This is a genomic window from Synechococcus sp. A15-60 (assembly GCF_014280095.1).
Taxonomy (GTDB): domain Bacteria; phylum Cyanobacteriota; class Cyanobacteriia; order PCC-6307; family Cyanobiaceae; genus Synechococcus_C.
Window position 1 is genome coordinate 1,428,189 of the sequence record NZ_CP047933.1, and the last position, 15,782, is coordinate 1,443,970.

At 57.6% G+C, this 15,782-nt stretch carries 15 protein-coding genes; 11 read left to right on the forward strand and 4 right to left on the reverse strand.

Annotation, left to right across the window (positions count from 1 at the left end; genetic code table 11):
* Positions 1-97: 97 nt before the first annotated feature.
* A complete protein-coding gene (locus tag SynA1560_RS07865) occupies positions 98-592 on the reverse strand; it encodes an allophycocyanin subunit alpha-B (RefSeq protein WP_186468799.1) in 495 nt (164 codons plus the stop codon).
* An 80-nt stretch (positions 593-672) separates the two neighbouring features.
* Here SynA1560_RS07865 and rlmD point away from each other — a divergent pair, with 80 nt between their 5' ends.
* Positions 673-2,073 carry a 23S rRNA (uracil(1939)-C(5))-methyltransferase RlmD gene (gene rlmD, locus SynA1560_RS07870; protein ID WP_186500032.1) on the forward strand — a complete coding sequence of 467 codons (1,401 nt, stop codon included), beginning with the start codon at positions 673-675 and terminating at the stop codon, positions 2,071-2,073.
* On the opposite strand, the gene pheT is transcribed toward rlmD, so the two are convergent.
* Complete coding sequence (gene pheT, locus SynA1560_RS07875) at positions 2,042-4,498, reverse strand: phenylalanine--tRNA ligase subunit beta (protein WP_186500033.1); 2,457 nt, start codon at positions 4,496-4,498, stop codon at positions 2,042-2,044. The genes rlmD and pheT overlap by 32 nt on opposite strands.
* 128 nt (positions 4,499-4,626) lie before the next feature.
* On the opposite strand from pheT, the gene rpmG reads away from it, so the two are divergent.
* Genes rpmG through SynA1560_RS07890 form a run of 3 tightly spaced genes read left to right on the forward strand, consistent with a single transcriptional unit; the run spans position 4,627 to position 7,127 of the window.
* Positions 4,627-4,821 (forward strand): 50S ribosomal protein L33, encoded by a 195-nt coding sequence (rpmG, locus tag SynA1560_RS07880; RefSeq protein ID WP_186468802.1) that lies wholly within the window; start codon positions 4,627-4,629, stop codon positions 4,819-4,821.
* A gap of 41 nt (positions 4,822-4,862) precedes the next feature.
* Positions 4,863-5,084, forward strand: coding sequence for a 30S ribosomal protein S18 (gene rpsR, locus SynA1560_RS07885; protein ID WP_006041316.1), 222 nt, complete (start codon positions 4,863-4,865; stop codon positions 5,082-5,084).
* 36 nt (positions 5,085-5,120) lie between these two features.
* Positions 5,121-7,127, forward strand: a complete 2,007-nt coding sequence (locus SynA1560_RS07890; RefSeq protein WP_255476877.1) for a ribonuclease catalytic domain-containing protein — start codon at positions 5,121-5,123, stop codon at positions 7,125-7,127.
* A gap of 6 nt (positions 7,128-7,133) precedes the next feature.
* Here the strand turns inward: SynA1560_RS07890 and SynA1560_RS07895 are convergent, their stop codons facing one another.
* Positions 7,134-8,903 carry an FAD-dependent oxidoreductase gene (locus SynA1560_RS07895; protein WP_186501615.1) on the reverse strand — a complete coding sequence of 590 codons (1,770 nt, stop codon included), beginning with the start codon at positions 8,901-8,903 and terminating at the stop codon, positions 7,134-7,136.
* A gap of 159 nt (positions 8,904-9,062) precedes the next feature.
* On the opposite strand from SynA1560_RS07895, the gene metG reads away from it, so the two are divergent.
* Together metG and lptC are read left to right on the forward strand one after the other, a co-directional pair.
* Entirely contained in the window at positions 9,063-10,607 is a 1,545-nt protein-coding gene (gene metG / locus SynA1560_RS07900; protein ID WP_186501616.1) for a methionine--tRNA ligase, read from the forward strand.
* An 8-nt stretch (positions 10,608-10,615) separates the two neighbouring features.
* Positions 10,616-11,794: an LPS export ABC transporter periplasmic protein LptC gene (gene lptC, locus SynA1560_RS07905; RefSeq protein WP_255476879.1), complete on the forward strand. Its 1,179-nt coding sequence runs from the start codon at positions 10,616-10,618 to the stop codon at positions 11,792-11,794.
* Here the strand turns inward: lptC and SynA1560_RS07910 are convergent.
* Entirely contained in the window at positions 11,724-12,389 is a 666-nt protein-coding gene (locus tag SynA1560_RS07910; protein ID WP_186500044.1) for a cofactor assembly of complex C subunit B, read from the reverse strand. The genes lptC and SynA1560_RS07910 overlap by 71 nt on opposite strands.
* A gap of 67 nt (positions 12,390-12,456) precedes the next feature.
* On the opposite strand from SynA1560_RS07910, the gene SynA1560_RS07915 reads away from it, so the two are divergent.
* The 5 genes from SynA1560_RS07915 to SynA1560_RS07935 are packed head-to-tail and all read left to right on the forward strand — an operon-like array spanning position 12,457 to position 15,763.
* Positions 12,457-12,864, forward strand: a complete 408-nt coding sequence (locus SynA1560_RS07915; RefSeq protein WP_222930036.1) for a tellurite resistance TerB family protein — start codon at positions 12,457-12,459, stop codon at positions 12,862-12,864.
* A 30-nt stretch (positions 12,865-12,894) separates the two neighbouring features.
* Positions 12,895-13,572, forward strand: a complete 678-nt coding sequence (gene psb32 / locus SynA1560_RS07920) for a photosystem II repair protein Psb32 (protein WP_186468805.1) — start codon at positions 12,895-12,897, stop codon at positions 13,570-13,572.
* Between the two features lie 7 nt (positions 13,573-13,579).
* Positions 13,580-14,728 carry a proton extrusion protein PcxA gene (pxcA, locus tag SynA1560_RS07925; protein ID WP_186468806.1) on the forward strand — a complete coding sequence of 383 codons (1,149 nt, stop codon included), beginning with the start codon at positions 13,580-13,582 and terminating at the stop codon, positions 14,726-14,728.
* Entirely contained in the window at positions 14,715-15,269 is a 555-nt protein-coding gene (gene cobU, locus SynA1560_RS07930) for a bifunctional adenosylcobinamide kinase/adenosylcobinamide-phosphate guanylyltransferase (protein ID WP_186500045.1), read from the forward strand. Before pxcA ends, cobU begins: the two co-directional genes overlap by 14 nt.
* Positions 15,266-15,763: a tRNA (cytidine(34)-2'-O)-methyltransferase gene (locus SynA1560_RS07935; RefSeq protein ID WP_186468808.1), complete on the forward strand. Its 498-nt coding sequence runs from the start codon at positions 15,266-15,268 to the stop codon at positions 15,761-15,763. Before cobU ends, SynA1560_RS07935 begins: the two co-directional genes overlap by 4 nt.
* Positions 15,764-15,782: the final 19 nt, after the last annotated feature.

The following is a 15,782-nucleotide window of genomic DNA, read 5'->3' on the forward strand; positions in this document are numbered from 1 at the left end:
CATTCGAGACGCTAAATCAGACCCAAGGCGTGTCTTGTATGAGATGCCTAAGTCGTGAACTCACAGGCAGGGATGATGCAATCTCGAAGACCAAGCTTTAGGTGCTTGTCTGCATGCCTTGGATTAAATAGTCGAAATAAGGCGCAGCGATGGATTTTTGCTCCTCTGACAGGAGAACCAGCGCTGCTTCACGCATGCAACGCATGGCGTCCACCATCCCCGGCATCGGAACCCCGAGGCTGTTGTACATCTCTCGAGCGCCGATCAGACCAATCTGCTCGATCATCTCGGTGCTTCCCGCCAGAACCCCGTAAGTCACCAGACGCAGATACCAGCTGTAGTCCCGCAAGCACTGGGCCCGTTGTTTCTGGCCATACGCGTTACCACCAGGGGCGACATATTCAGGGCGCAGGCTGAACAGCTGCTTTGCTGATTCATCAATGATCTTCTTTTCGCTGTCGGTGAGGATCTTCACGACAGACAAGCGAATCGATCCCTGGCTGAGGTACTCCACCATGGAGCGAAGCTCACCACTGCTGGGGTAACGCAGGTCGTCATCGGCCTGGAGGATCAAATCCCGTACAACGCTCATGACGGCTGGCATGCTGAGGAGAGTTTAAAGCGCTTCAACCCCTGTCATGGCTGGGTGCCGTGGGGTGTTACGCCATTGCAATGACAGCGATCAAGGACACGCCACAACCGGGGCTGATCATCACGGTGTTCGGCGAGGACCTGGACCAGCAAGGACGGGGGCTTGCCCGTTGGAACGACTGGGTCATCGCGGTGCCCGAACTGCTTCCAGGAGAAGAAGCCAAAGTTCAGCTTCAGCAACGCCAACGGCGCATGTGGCTGGCCCGTCGCCTGGAAACGCTTCAGCCGTCAACCGATGCACGTCGGCCACCCTGCATCCTGGCCCACAAATGCGGCGGATGTTCCCTTCAACATCTCTCGGTCGAAGGGCAAAACGCTTGGAAACAGAGGCATCTTCACAACACACTCACGAGGATTGGAAAGCTCAGTGCACCCCTCAGTCCCCTCATCAGCCCCGAATCTGAATCCCTGGGGTACCGCAATCGTGCCCTGATTCCTCTGTTGATGGAGGGAAGCAACCTGCGCCTCGGGTATTACCGCCGAGGCAGCCATCGGATCGTCAACCTCAACCATTGCCCGGTTCTGGATCCAAGACTGGATGCCTTGATTCCAGAGATCAAAGCGGATCTGCTGTCCACTGGCTGGGTCATGGATTCTGATTTCCGTGGCAAAGCAGGGCTTCGCCATCTCGGGCTTCGTATTGGCGTCCGGACTGGAGATGTCTTGATTTCTCTGATCTCAGCAACGGAGGTTTTGCCGGGTATCGACGGCTTGAGTGAACGTTGGATAAAACGATGGCCCCAGGTGAAAGGGGTGACCCTCAATCTGCAACCGCGTCGATCTAACACGGTGCTTGGCGAGCAAACCATCTGTCTGCAGGGGCAGGATTCGATCGATGAGCAGTTCTGTGGGCTGAAGCTCGAACTGGGAACCACCACGTTCTTCCAAGTGAACACGGCCCGTGCCGAACGGGCGGTGGTGATGATCTGTCATTGGCTCTCCACATCAGGAGAACCTTTGCGCGTCATTGATGCCTACTGCGGGATCGGCACCATCGCGCTTCCGATTGCTGCTCACGGCCACAGCGTGACTGGACTGGAGATCAGTTCGGCATCCATCCGCCATGCCCAGCGCAATGCATCAAGAAACAATCTGCAGAACACAGAATTCATCGACGGAGATGTGATCAAGCATCTCCAAGAGCTGCTTCCACATCACGACGCTCTTGTGGTGGACCCTCCCCGGAAGGGCCTGAGCCCTGACGTGTTGGCGATGATCCTGAAGCAGCCACCCCATCGCTTGGCCTACCTCAGTTGCGATCCCGCGACACTGGCGCGGGATCTTCGCGAATTAGCAAGCGATCAAGGCCCCTACAAGATCGAGGCGATCCAGCCGATGGACTTCTTTCCCCAAACGTCCCATCTGGAATGTCTGGTCTTGATGCGGTCAATCAGCTGCGCAGCTCAACCTGGAACTGCTTGACCAACGCTTGGCGCACCTTGTCGTGCACCGGTTGAATTTGCTCATCGGTGAGCGTGCTGTCTTTGCCGCGATACCGAAGACGAAAAGCCTGACTGCACTGCGCGTCACTGAGTTGACCACCTTCGAAGCGATCAATCAGTTCCACGGACTCCAGCAACGGCTTGCCCGCTTTGCGAATGGCCTGCAACAGCTCGCCTGATGGGAGGCTGCGCGGCACCACCATGGCGAGATCCCGTTCAGACGCAGGCAACGTGGAGTAGGCCTTGAATTGCGGGCTCCAACGGTTGCTTCGCGTTGCTGCTGCGAGCAGGCGCGCCAGATCCAGATCAAACAGATAAGTCTCCGCAGGCAATTGCTCGCTCTCGCACAGCGCCGGATGGAGTTGCCCAAAACAGCCCAGAGGACGGCCTTCCACGACCAAGCTGGCAGCGCGTCCAGGGTGCAAACGCTGATCGTCGTTCAGTCGCTTGTCTTGCACTTCAATCCCAAGCGACGCCAGCACCGATGCCAGAACACCACGGGCCTGGTGATAGGTCAGCGGTTGCGGCTTACCGCTTGTCTGCCAACGGGACAGGCGCCGCTCACCACAGATGACACCGCTGAGCCGTGAGTCCTGAGCGATCGACTCACCTTCGGGACGGAAAACATGACCGATTTCGAACACCCAGCAACCCGGTTGGGACGCTTGCAGATTGCGTCGACAGACTTGGAGGTGCTCCTGCCAGAGAGACGTGCGCAGGTGGCTTGTTTCCGCAAGCAAAGGGTTGCTGATCCCAATGCGATTGGGGTCATTCACATCAGCACTGGTGAGTGACAGCGTGGTGATCTCCTGAAGACCATTGGCAGAGAAGCGCTGACGCAGTCGACGTTCGGCTTGCTGCGCCAAAGTCAGCTGACCAGGTCGGAGTGGATTAGGAAGATGAGACTGGAACCGGTCGAAGCCCACGAGACGGGCCACCTCTTCAATCAGGTCCACTTCGCGCAGGAGATCCATCCGCCTGGAAGGGGGCGCAACCACCGTCCATCCATCCTCCGTGGGGGTCAGTGCACAACCGAGGGCCGTAAGACATGCCTCGACCTGTTCATCTGAAAGATCAACGGCATGAGTCGCTTCATCCGTGGCCGCGAGTGGACCCAGCAGGCGATGCAACGCATGACGCCGCAGCGTCACGACGGGGTCAGGTCCCTGCTCGGCAGAACATTGCCAGCACGTTCCGACCTGCGCACCTTGCATGTCAGCCATCAACGCGAGAGCCCGACCAGCCGCCAGCAAAGTGACCTCCCGCGGCAGGCCCTTCTCGTAACGGGTGCTGGCATCGGTTCGCTGCCCGGTGGCCCGGCTGTTGTTGCGCACCGATGTGGGGGTGAACAGTGCCGATTCAAGCCAGATGCGCTTGGTGCTGTCGGTCACACCACTTTCGGCACTCCCCATCACCCCAGCCACGGCCACGGCACGGTCGCGACAGGTCACCACCTGCACGCGCTCATCCAGGTTAATTTCGCGACCATCAAGACCGGTGAACAGCTCATCGGTGCGGGCTTGTCGCAACCCGAAGTCAGAGGCTTGGATGCTCTGACCACAGAGGGATTCCAGGGCATCGGCGTCGAAGGCATGCAAGGGCTGTCCCTGCTCCAGCATCACCAGGTTGGTGATGTCCACCACTGCATTGACAGGGTTGACCCCTCCCCTCTGCAGACGCTGCTGCAGCCACTGGGGAGACCGCGCAGACCCATCGACCCCTTGAACGGCCGTCAGTGCATAGATGCCTCCGGTCGTCATCGCCTCCGCGGATGCCGCATCCGGTTGCAGGGATTCAATCTGCTCCGGAGCGTTGGCGTCCGGCAGCGACAGATCAGCCCCCGTTAAGGCCGCTACTTCTCTGGCGATCCCTGTCATTGAGAGACCATCCGGACGATTGGCCGTGATTGCCAGCTCCAGAACCGTGTCATCGAGACCGAGCACCGGAGCAATCGGTGAACCGGGTTCAGGAAGCTCGTCCACCAGATCGTCCAGGATGGCAATGCCATCGACATCGCTGCTCTGCCCGAGTTCGGACAGGGAGCAGATCATTCCCTGACTGCTGACTCCTCGCAGCTCCCCTGCCTTGATGGTGAGATTCACCGCCGGGAGGACAGCGCCCACAGTGGCGACGGGGACATGAATCCCTGCACGCACATTCTTCGCACCACAGACGATCTGCAACGGTTCGTCCGTACCGACATTCACCTTGCAGACGCTCAGCTTGTCGGCATTGGGATGCTTGTCACGCTCCAGCACATGACCGACCACGACACCCTGGGCCAGGCTGGAGAGATCGTCGAGCTCCTCCACTTCGAAACCGGCCATCGACAACCGTTCACCCAGCTGTGAAGCGGGTTCATTCACCTGCACAAGATCCTTAAGCCAGGAGAGAGAAACCCGCATCGGGAGGTGGAACTCGGCGCGTGATCCTACGAACTCCCATCCGCTCAGGTGACAGGCATTGGCCGTGAGGTGGACCTGTAAGGTGGATGTTTGTCACTTCGCTTCGCACCTGCGGCGCAACGTCCTTTATGGCCAAGAACAAGGGCGTCCGGATCGTGATCACACTTGAGTGCACGGAATGCCGGTCCAATCCCGCCAAGCGTTCCCCCGGCGTGTCCCGTTACACGACCGAGAAGAACCGCCGGAACACCACCGAACGGCTGGAGATCAAAAAGTTCTGTCCCCACTGCAACAAGATGACTCTCCACAAGGAGATCAAGTGATCTTGCAGGTCTTTTCGTCTTCTCACCGTTCCTGATCTTCCATGTCCAGTTCCTTCTTCAAGAAGCGTCTTTCACCGATCAAGCCTGGCGATCCCATCGATTACAAGGATGTGGATCTGCTCAAAAAGTTCATCACTGAGCGCGGCAAGATTCTTCCCCGTCGTCTCACCGGCCTCACCGCCAAGCAGCAACGCGATCTCACCAACGCCGTGAAGCGTGCTCGCATTGTGGCCCTGCTGCCCTTCGTGAATCCCGAGGGTTGATTTCTGGCCAGCGCTGACTGCAAACCGGGAGATCTGGTGGGCGTTAGCGACGCTAAAACCGCTCAACTTGCCGTCGTTATTGCACTTCAAGGCAGCAAACGTCGTTTGAGAGTTGGCTTTAACGCCAAGGAACAAGTTGTTCCTTCTCGCCACGTTGAGCTCATTTACCCCCAGTTGAGTGGTTCGGATCAACCCACTCGCCTGGGGGTTTCTCCATGGTCTTTCGATCTCAACAACCTCAACCAAGCCAATCCCACACGTCGCGAATGGGGCCAGTTATGGGTCTTGCTCTCGGAATCATCGGAGACGATTGATCTGGCTGGTTTCGCTGAGTTGGCTTGCGGTTCTGACGAGCCCATTCAGCGTGCTGTGTGCTGGCTCGCGCTGAAAACGGAGCAAGATCTGTTTCGTTGGAAACAGGGGATGATCCAGCCCCGGTCCTCCACCGAGATCAGGCAACGACGCCTGGAGCGGCGAAAACAGTCGCTTCAAGCCCACCGAAGCCGGCTTTGGATTGACCAACTGAAGTCTCGACAACCTTTGGATTTCAGCGCGCTAGATGCCGGCCATCAGCGGTGGGTGTTGGATCTTCAGAGCGTTGTGGCTACTGAAACTGAGCCCGAAGACTTAAATGATGAGCTGCTTCTGGCGCTGAAGTCAGCCCGAGTGGCGCCAGAGCGCCATGAACTCCGATCGCTGCTGATCGACCTCGATCAATGGGATCCACACCAGCTCTCAGCCATGAATGGCACCACCTGGAGCCACGGGTTCTGCGATGTGATCGTCGAGCAGGTCAACCAACTCATGGCCGACCATGAGGGGCCACGTCCTGGTGATGACAAACGGGTTGATCTGACTGGGCAGACCTGCTTCACGATTGATGATGCCGAGACACGCGACATTGATGATGCGGTCGCACTGGAACGTTGCGATGACGGCACCAAGAGGCTCTGGATTCATATTGCCGACCCTGGGCGGCTGATTGACGACGACTCACTGTTGGATCAAGAGGCTCGCCGACGCGGGAGCAGTCTTTATCTATCGAGGGGAATTCTTCCCATGTTTCCCTCGGAACTCTCCACAGGGCCCTTTAGCCTCCTTGCAGGTCAGCGCAATCCGGCCTGGAGCACTTGGGTTGAACTCGATGCCGATGGTGACATTGCCGATTACGGCATCCAAAGAAGCTGGGTAAAGCCGCGTTATCGACTCACCTATGAGGATGCGGACGAGTTAATCGATTTTGCTCCCCCTGAAGACGCTGATCTGGCGGAACTCCACGCCTTGCTGGAACGCCGTCGACGGTGGCGTGTGTCGCAGGGAGCCTTGCTGATGGATCTCCCGGAAGGACGCATTCGCTGCCGTGATGAGGCATTGAGCGTGCAGATCACCGAGCCTGGACCCGCGCGTTCCATGGTGGCGGAAGCAATGATCCTGGCGGGTGCTGTTGCGGCTCGATTCGGTCGTGATCACGATCTGGCTCTTCCTTACCGCAGTCAGCTGCCTGCCGATCTGCCTTCACCGGCCCAACTCGAGGATTTGCCCGAAGGAGCCGTGCGTTTTGCAGCGATCAAACGCTGTCTGAGCCGGGGACTGATGGGAACCCAACCTGCGGCCCATTTCAGCCTCGGGTTACCGGCTTATGCGCAGGCCACCTCGCCCATCCGCCGCTATGGCGATCTCGTGGTGCAACGGCAGATCGCAGCTGTGATCGATGGCCTGGAACCCCGTTCCGAAGAAGACTTGCAAGAGCTTCTGGAACAGTTCGATGGAGCGATTCGCGAAGGCATCTCCATTGCCAGGGAAGACCAGCGTCATTGGCAACAGGTTTGGTTTGAACAGCACCACGATCAGAGCTGGAACGCTGATTTTCTCCGCTGGTTGAGACCCCAGGATCGTCTCGGGCTCATCCGCATCGAGTCTCTGGCCATGGATGTGGCAGCCGAATGTCCACCTGGGTCCAACCCTGGAGACGCGCTGGTGGTGACGGTGCGTCAGGTTGACTCTCAGCGAGATCAACTCCTGCTTTTCGCCGCAGAAGCTTGAGCGGCATCAGTTGACACTGGTGACGCGCAGCCAGGGTCCCCAGGGGTTGCGGATGCCGTCAAGCGTCACTGACCTCGACGCATCGATCTGCTCAAGGCTGTCATGAACAGCAGGCTCAAGGGTGATCAAAGGGATGGATTCTTGGCCCTTCTGTTCAAACCGGAAACCACCCTGATCATCACGGTGAATCCACCCCTGCCAAATGGTGCCAGCGCGATGCGTTTGAAGCGATGCCGGCTCGAGCTGATGGCGATCAAGCGCCCGAATCTGGCGCTGTCGCCATTGCGTGTGATGCCATGGGGTATCCCAGAGAGGAACCACAGCGGAAGGCGCATGAGCATCGTTGATCAAGCGCATCTGCAGGGCACGCACAGACAGCGCCGAGGGCTGAGTTGCCGTTTCCACAGCGAGAGCCGCTGCCATGCCAGCCGCTTGACCCACATTCAAGATCAAGGGTTGTAATCGGGTTGCACCGTTGGCCATGTGGCTGGTGCTGAAGGCCTTGTCTGCAGCCAGAAGGTTGTCGATGTCAGCACTCACCAGAGCGCCATAGGGGATGGAAAAGGGCGTCCCAGTCCAGCGACCTCCCCATCGACAACTTTTGGGAGCCAATGGCCAGTCTTCTCCGGGATAGTGGTGATCATTGGCGTAATTGCCGATGGCAATGGCTTGCAACGTCCCCGAGTCATCCATGGGTGGCTTCCCAACCAAGTGATCGCTGTCCTGCGGAAGCAGATGCTGTTCGATCACCGTGCTCAGGCCCACCATGCGCCGCCCCTCTCGCCAATAGGGCATTGGAGCCAACCAAGGGGAGGGACAACCGGAATCGCTTGGGAAGGCGCGCCCCAATGACAGTCGACCGTCAGTGGCATCTCGCAAAGCCTCAGCGAAGTGAAGGCTGTGTTGCTGCATTTCGTTGAACAACAGCGCCTCAGCTTGTGCATCCATGCCAAAAGCACGCTCAAGCCGCTGATGCCAGTCATTGCCATGCAAGGGCCAATTCAGCATCACCAACCCTGTAGGCAAACGTCCATAGGTCAGTGTTTTGGTCAGACCAAAGGCTGAACAGGCCTGTTTAAAGGGAGCTGGCAAGCGCGCAGGCGATGGATCATCGTTGCGTTCTGGTTCCGGCCATGCCAGCGGATTGCCCTGAAGTTGTCCCATCACCACCCAAGTGGGCGACTGAACGGGCTGGTTGCGGAAGAAAGGGTCTGACTGCAGTCGCTGACGCGATGGAGCGCTGGGTTCATCCCACTGCTCCTGATCCTCCCAGCCGAAGCGAAAGGCCGCGCCTGCCAAGGGCAGCAGATCACCGCGATCGCTGCCGTCAATCACAACCTCACAAGCAATCCGTTGGCGCTGGTTCGCAACAGCCACCTGCACAGCCTGAATTCGTGCTCCCTGGCGCTCTACCTCTTTCAACGAACACTCCGGCCACCACTGCAGGCGTGATTCGTTATGAACCCAATCCTGGAGAACGCACTCAGCGGTTGTCGGTCGGTAGCCGAAGCAACTCACCCAGTTGTGATCAAGACCCTCTGGTTCACGGCGTTCCAGTTCCCGCAAAAATGCCCCCCAGAGTCCTGTCTGCCAGGGCGTCAGTTCATTTCCATCGGGACAACACACACCAGCAGCACTGACCATCCCCCCCAACCAGGAGCCAGGGGTCAGCAGAAGTGTGGACGCCCCTCCACGCGCTGCCTGAAGGGCTGCGGCGACACCACCGGTTCCACCACCCCAAACCAGCACATCCACTGCGTCGATGTTGAAGGCCATGGTGAAAACCAAGATGCGATCAGAAAAGGGCGGATGGAACCAGCCCGGCTCACTCGTCCACTGGACCGACGCTTTCAGTGGCAATCAAGGAGGTGGGTTGGGAAGGGGGTCGTTAAGATCCCACCCTTGAGCAAGGGGCCACAGGAGAACGCCGAAGCGATGACCTACAGCCTCACAACTCCGCTTTATTACGTCAATGCCAAGCCCCACCTTGGCAGCACTTACACCACGATCGCCTGCGATGCCCTGGCAAGGTTCCAGCGCTTGGAAGGGAACTCCGTAGTGTTCATCACCGGCGTGGATGAGCACGGTCAGAAGATTCAGCGCACGGCGGAATCGCAGCACATCAGCCCGCAGGACCACTGCGATCTGATTTCGAGCCAATATTCCCAATTATGGACGGAATGGGGCATTAGCAACGACCGGTTCGTGCGCACCACCAGCGACCGGCACCTGCCCTTGGTTCAGGAGTTCTTTCGCCGTTGTGAAGCGGCTGGCCACATCCGTACAGGTCACCAGGAAGGTTGGTATTGCGTTGATTGCGAAGAATTCAAGGACGATCCCGCCGATGCGGAATCACCGGATTGTCCGATTCATCGCAAACCCCTTGAGTGGCGCGATGAAGAGAATCTGTTCTTCTGCCTGTCCCAGTTTCAGGAACAGATCGAATCCTTGATCGCTCAACCAGGATTCATCGCTCCCAGCAGCCGCAAGCGCGAAGTGGAGAACTTCGTGGCCGGAGGCTTGCGCGACTTTTCGATCTCTCGGGTCAATGTGTCGTGGGGTCTTCCTGTACCGGGTCACCCAGGACATACCTTCTATGTGTGGTTCGATGCTCTGCTTGGGTATCTGACGGCGCTGCTTGACGACGGGGGACCCGTCGACCTTGAACGTTTGGCCTCAATCGGATGGCCAGCCGATGTGCATGTGATTGGAAAGGACATCCTTCGCTTTCACGCTGTGTATTGGCCAGCGATGTTGCTGTCGGCAGGTTTGCCCGTTCCTAAGAGAGTCTTCGGCCATGGCTTCCTCACCCGAGAAGGCCAGAAGATGGGCAAATCACTTGGAAATGTTCTTGACCCTGAACATCTCCTTCAGCAATGCGGGACGGACGCTGTGCGCTGGTATCTCTTGCGCGATATTCAATTTGGTGAAGACGGTGATTTCCAACAGCAACGCTTCCTGGACCTCGTCAACAATGATCTGGCCAACACCATCGGAAATCTGCTGAACCGAACCTCCTCCATGTCTCGGAAATGGTTCGATGAATCCCTTCCTGTGGATGTGGATGCTGTTCGCTCAACTCACGTGCTCCGTGACAAAGCCGAACAAACCGCATCTGTTGTTCGCAGATCGATTCAGGATCTTGCATTCCACAAAGCGTGTGAGGCCGTGCTTCAACTGGCCATCGACGCCAACGGTTTTCTCAATGAACAGGCCCCGTGGAGCCGCATGAAACAACCTGGCCAGGAACAACAGGTCGGAGAGGACCTTTATGCCGTTCTCGAATGCGCCCGTTATGTCGGGATTCTTCTCCAACCCATCGTTCCCGATCTGAGCGCCAGGATCCTCAGCCAGCTGAACCTTGCCCCAACCCAAACGGCGTGGATCAAGGCTCTGACTTGGGGGCAGCTAACCCCTGGGGGTTCACTGCCGAAGCCTGAACCGGTGATGCAGCGTCTTGAACTTGACGCACCGCTGTGATGGTGAGGATGCGTGCCAGAGCTGCGCTGAGGGTGGCCATGCTTGCGGTCATCACCGGGTTGATTGGATGTGCTGATGAAGGCTCTGGATCCACCAGCGAAGCACCTCCTTTCGTGTTTCGCTCACTCAAACTGAACCAGAAAAAGCCCGATGGCTTGATGGATTGGAGTCTCAATAGTCCAGAAGCTCGTTATGAACTCAGCCGACAACTGGTCCGAGCCCGAGACCCCATCGCCTTGCTCTACAAAGACGGCAAACCGTCATTCAGGGTGCAATCGGATCTGGCACTGGTTGTCAACGACGGTGAACAGATCTTGCTGGAAGGTGACGTCCGCCTGCAGCAATTGAACGGTGCGAAGTTATTAATTCAGGGAGACCGTCTGCGTTGGCAACCAGAGCAAGGACTGTTACTGATTGAGCAGCGCCCAAGGGCCACAGATGGCGCCTCACGCATTGGTGCCAGTGAAGCGCAACTGCAGCAACGGACCAACGATCTCACGCTCAACGGTGTGGTCGAGCTGGAGCGTTGGAACGAGGACGCGGACGCGTCAAATCCAGACACGACGCTTCGAACCGGTCCAGCCCAGTGGAACCTCGACACGGGCCTGCTGAATGCTCAGGGGCCAGTGCTCGGACAGCGTCGCGATGAGGAAGGAACAGTTCTGGAACAACTGCAAGGTCAGAACCTACGGGGTAACACCATCCAAGGAGACATCACGGTGCAAGCACCGGTGAATGTTCAGATTCCACGCGAAAAGGGCGTGCTTCGCGCCCAAGACACCACTTGGAATTTCCGTGAACAGACCATCCGTAGCGAGCAACCGTTTGAGGCTGATTTGGATGAAGCGCAGATTGCTGGAGGGCGTTTCCGAGCCGATCTCAACGACACCACAATTGACGTCATCTCGGATTGCAGGATTGAACAACCTGGCGAAAAGCTGACTGCAGATCGATGTCTGTGGAACTGGCAATCAGAAGAGGTTCTCGCAGAAGGCAATGTTCAACTCCTACGCGAGGCCAATGACCAAATCACACGGGCCAGCCGATTGGAAGGACGTGTGGGGGAAGAGGGTTTGATCACCTTCACGGCCCCGGGGGGCAAGGTGGAATCTCAGGTCAGGTTCCGGTCTGATGAACAGGATCCATCTTCGGGTCGTCGGAACCAATCCGCTCCAGTTGAGTTTTGAGTCGTTCAGCCCAACCCGTCAGCCAGCGCTCATCAGCACGGGTGAAGCATCGTTCCGACCAACCGCCCAACACGATCCAGCCTCGTTCTCCCAAGGGTTGCACCATCACCGCAGGCAATCCAGGCAAAACGGCATCAAATTCCGCGCGACCTGGATACAACGCCGTTTTCACCAGTGAAATCAATTCCTGACGATTCTTGCTGCGGCGACAGATCTCACCGGGCTGAAACGTGCTGTCGGTGATCAGCCCCCGTCGAATCAGCACGACATCGTCCCAATAGACAAGGAAGGATGCAGCTGAAGTGGCTGTCAGAAATTGATGACTGCCCCAGGCGAGTTCTGTTCGCAATTCATCGGTCAGACCCTCTGCGATCACTAGACCCTGCTCACCCTCAAGATTCACAGCCTCGGGGTTCCGAGGGACAGCACGGGTCCACAACACCGCGACCAGCATCAGACCCACGCCTGCCATTCCCGCAAGCACTTCGGCTCTTTGAAGCGCCGGCGGAAATGTGTCGGCAGAAAGCGCATTGAACACGGCCAAGCCCAGCACCAGGAGGCCAGAGAACAAACAAAGGCGTGCTGAGCCGGGCATGACGAACGGCAAGGTGCAGTCAGATCGGTTCACTCTTGCTCAAATGGGTCAGCACCGACGAGCCGGTATGACCGACGCAGACGCTTTTGCCGCCATTGCTCTCGCAGCTGTGGCCTGCGATGGAACCCTCGGTCGCGAGGAAGCGCATGCATTGAGGCGGTCATTGGAATATCGGACGCCCTACAAAAACTGCACGGAACAGGAGATGGGGTCCCTGTTCGATCGCCTGTTGAACACACTTCGGGAATCCGGCGTCAACCAGCTCGTCGGTGAAGCCTTGCCCGCCTTGACTGCTCCCCAGCAAGAAACCGCCCTTGCACTTGCGGTTCAGCTCGCCCATGCCGATCGCCAGGTCACTCCGGAAGAGAGCACGTTCCTCCAGCAACTCTGCGAGAGTGTGTCACTTCCTGATGGTCGCGCTGTGGTTGTGATGGAGGCGATCATGGCCCTCCACCGCGACAGCTTGTCCAGCTGAGTGCAGACTGTCACGACAACGAGGCGGCTCATGAACCGATTCACCAAGCTCACAGGCGGGTTGCTTGCAGGTCTCCTCTGCGTCTTGCTTGGGGCCCCGATGGCCATGGCAGTTTCAGCTCAGGACTTTCCCGCTGCACCTCCAGAGGATGCTGTGGTGGACTCTGCTGATGTTCTGAGTCGCGCCAGTCGGAACGAAATCACCGCTCGTTTGCAGGAGTTGGATCAGTTTCATGTCGACGCACGGCTGGTCACAGTGCGGCGTCTGGATTATGGATTGAGCCTGCCAGCGTTTGGAGAAGAGTTGCTGGGGCGCTGGGAAGCTGGTACCGGTCAGACCGATCGTCCCCTGCTGATCTTCCTGGAAGAAACTCAAAGCAAGCAGGCTGCGGTCGTCGCGTCCCCAGCACTGTTGGAACAGTTGCCTGAGTCGTTGTTGCGCAGCACAGGTCGCACCACGATGAGCCAACCACTGCGCGATGGGGATCGTTTCCGTCAGGCCACCCTGGATGGTGTAGAGCGCATCGAAACCGTTTTAAACGGTGGAGAGGATCCAGGCCCTCCGGTGCAGGTCGAACGTGTAGCGCTTCCGACCAACGTACCCACAGCTGAAGAAACCCAAGAGAGCAACGCCTTCACATGGGTTGTCGTTCTTCTGGTGGTCGGCACCATAGTTCCGATGGCTACTTGGTGGATCTTCTCCCGCTGACGACACGATGGCAGGACGCAACTGGCTTGACACCTTCGGCAAGGCGAAAGCCCTCAATGCCAATGCCGACCTTGATCGTGGCTATGAGGCCGCTCTGTTAATCCAGAGTCTTGAGCTCGAGTATTACGGCGACCGCCCCATTCGTCCCGAGCTTGAGCTGTCCGTTCCGAGCTCGGTTCAGGCCACGGTTCTGCGCAAATTCAGAGCTGCGATCAATGTTTGCCGCTCGTCCTTGGACAAGCTCGAATATCAACGTGGTCAGCTCGATCCACAGGAGCTGAGGCAGTTGCAGTTGATCGAAAGCGTCGTCAATCGCTATAACCCACGACGTGCCAGCAATGCCCCCACGATCAGCCGTTCTCCGGACCCGTTGCCAAGATCTCTTCTCGGCATCTTCGACACGCTGCGCCGTCAGCTCAATCCTGCCGCAGAAGCAACGCTGGTCGCTGGCTTTCGTCGAAGGCGTGATTCAACGCTGATTTCGTTAAAGGTCTTGTTGCTGCTGATCCTTGTGCCTCTGCTGGTTCAGCAGGTCAGCCGCACCTACATCATCAGTCCTGCCGTTGATCACTTTGCTCCCGATCTTCCTTTTTTGAGTTACCCCAAACCCCAGCTTGAAGAACAGGCTGTCGAAAAACTGAGGGTGTACAAAGCAGAAATCGAATTTGATGCGCTGCTCAGGGGGAACTCAATTCCAACCCAGGATGAGCTTCAGCAGAAATTAGCCGCTAAAGCCGAAGAGCTTAAACAGGAAGCTGATTCTGAAAGCACCCATGCAGTGAAAAATGTGCTGGCTGATCTCGCAGCAACCATTGCTTTTGTGTTTGTTTGCATTTCTAGCAGGGAGGAGCTGCGCGTCCTTCGAGGATTTTTTGACGAAGCTGTTTATGGACTAAGCGATTCAGCCAAAGCCTTCGCCATTATTCTATTCACAGATATTTTTGTTGGTTTTCATAGCCCTGAAGGTTGGACGGTGCTCCTGGACGGCATCGCCAATCATTTCGGATTCCCAGCACGAGAAAACTTCATTCTTCTGTTCATCGCCACGTTTCCAGTGATCCTGGCGACGATTTTCAAATATTGGATTTTCCGATACCTCAACCGTGTGAGCCCATCCTCTGTGGCCACGCTGCGTGGCATGAATGGCGGTGGTTGATCTCACCGCTGGCTTAGTCCTGGTCACCGGTCCCAGTCGTAGTGGCAAGAGCCGTTGGGCTGAACACCTCGTTGAACAACATTCCGATGTGACCTACGTCGCCACATCGGCACCACGTCCCAAGGATGCCAATTGGCAACAACGCATCCTTCGCCATCGACAACGACGTCCCTCGCGCTGGAGCGTTGTGGAGTGCGGAGCGGATCTGGCTGGTGCGATGCACACAATCCCAGCCAATCAGACCTTGTTGATCGATGCTCTGGGGGGCTTCACCGCCTCTTACCTCGATCTGGATGCTGATGCGTGGAACAAGGTCACAAGCCACCTGATGCACGCCTTACTGGCCCGCTCGCAACCGGTTGTGATGGTGGTTGAAGAAACAGGATGGGGCGTGGTTCCAGCGACAGCAGTCGGCGGCAGGTTCCGTGATCGACAAGGTGAGCTGGCTCAGGTGCTTGAACGTCATGCCAGCGCCAGCTGGCTGGTTGTGCAGGGGCGCGCAGTGAATCTGCACTCCGTCGGAGTCGCCGTTCCTCAATGACCAACCGGATCGCTCCACCCCTCAGAGTGGCCTTGTTTGAGCCGCGCATTCCACCCAACACCGGCAACATCGCCCGAACCTGTGCAGCCTTCGGTCTTCCTCTGTCGCTGATTGAACCTTTAGGGTTCTCGATCGACGATCGCCAACTTAAACGGGCAGGCCTCGATTACTGGCCGCATGTGGATCTCTCCGTGCATCGTGATTTCGAGCAATTTCGCACTGACCTCACATCGCCATCAAGGCTGATTGGCTGCAGCCGGCGTGGTGGTGAATCCTTGCAGCACATGACCTTTCAGCAGGGCGATGTGCTCCTTTTTGGAAGGGAAGACATCGGTCTTCCAGATCCAATCCGTGACCGCTGCGAAAAAATACTGACAATTCCGATGCCTTGCAGTGCCGCGGAGGATGGCCAAGGCGGTGTCCGAAGCCTGAACCTCTCGGTGGCATGCGCCATTGTCTGTTTTCAAGCGGGTCTGAGTTTGGAGCTGTGGTGATTGACGAGCTGCCACGCCA

Bases quoted from the DNA above. Each gene is read 5' to 3' on its own strand.
- SynA1560_RS07865 (WP_186468799.1), bottom strand. From the start codon at position 592: ATGAGCGTTGTACGGGATTTGATCCTCCAGGCCGATGACGACCTGCGT.
- rlmD (WP_186500032.1), top strand. From the start codon at position 673: ATGACAGCGATCAAGGACACGCCACAACCGGGGCTGATCATCACGGTG.
- pheT (WP_186500033.1), bottom strand. From the start codon at position 4,498: ATGCGGGTTTCTCTCTCCTGGCTTAAGGATCTTGTGCAGGTGAATGAA.
- rpmG (WP_186468802.1), top strand. From the start codon at position 4,627: ATGGCCAAGAACAAGGGCGTCCGGATCGTGATCACACTTGAGTGCACG.
- rpsR (WP_006041316.1), top strand. From the start codon at position 4,863: ATGTCCAGTTCCTTCTTCAAGAAGCGTCTTTCACCGATCAAGCCTGGC.
- SynA1560_RS07895 (WP_186501615.1), bottom strand. From the start codon at position 8,903: ATGGCCTTCAACATCGACGCAGTGGATGTGCTGGTTTGGGGTGGTGGA.
- metG (WP_186501616.1), top strand. From the start codon at position 9,063: ATGACCTACAGCCTCACAACTCCGCTTTATTACGTCAATGCCAAGCCC.
- lptC (WP_255476879.1), top strand. From the start codon at position 10,616: ATGCGTGCCAGAGCTGCGCTGAGGGTGGCCATGCTTGCGGTCATCACC.
- SynA1560_RS07910 (WP_186500044.1), bottom strand. From the start codon at position 12,389: ATGCCCGGCTCAGCACGCCTTTGTTTGTTCTCTGGCCTCCTGGTGCTG.
- SynA1560_RS07915 (WP_222930036.1), top strand. From the start codon at position 12,457: ATGACCGACGCAGACGCTTTTGCCGCCATTGCTCTCGCAGCTGTGGCC.
- psb32 (WP_186468805.1), top strand. From the start codon at position 12,895: ATGAACCGATTCACCAAGCTCACAGGCGGGTTGCTTGCAGGTCTCCTC.
- pxcA (WP_186468806.1), top strand. From the start codon at position 13,580: ATGGCAGGACGCAACTGGCTTGACACCTTCGGCAAGGCGAAAGCCCTC.
- cobU (WP_186500045.1), top strand. From the start codon at position 14,715: ATGGCGGTGGTTGATCTCACCGCTGGCTTAGTCCTGGTCACCGGTCCC.
- SynA1560_RS07935 (WP_186468808.1), top strand. From the start codon at position 15,266: ATGACCAACCGGATCGCTCCACCCCTCAGAGTGGCCTTGTTTGAGCCG.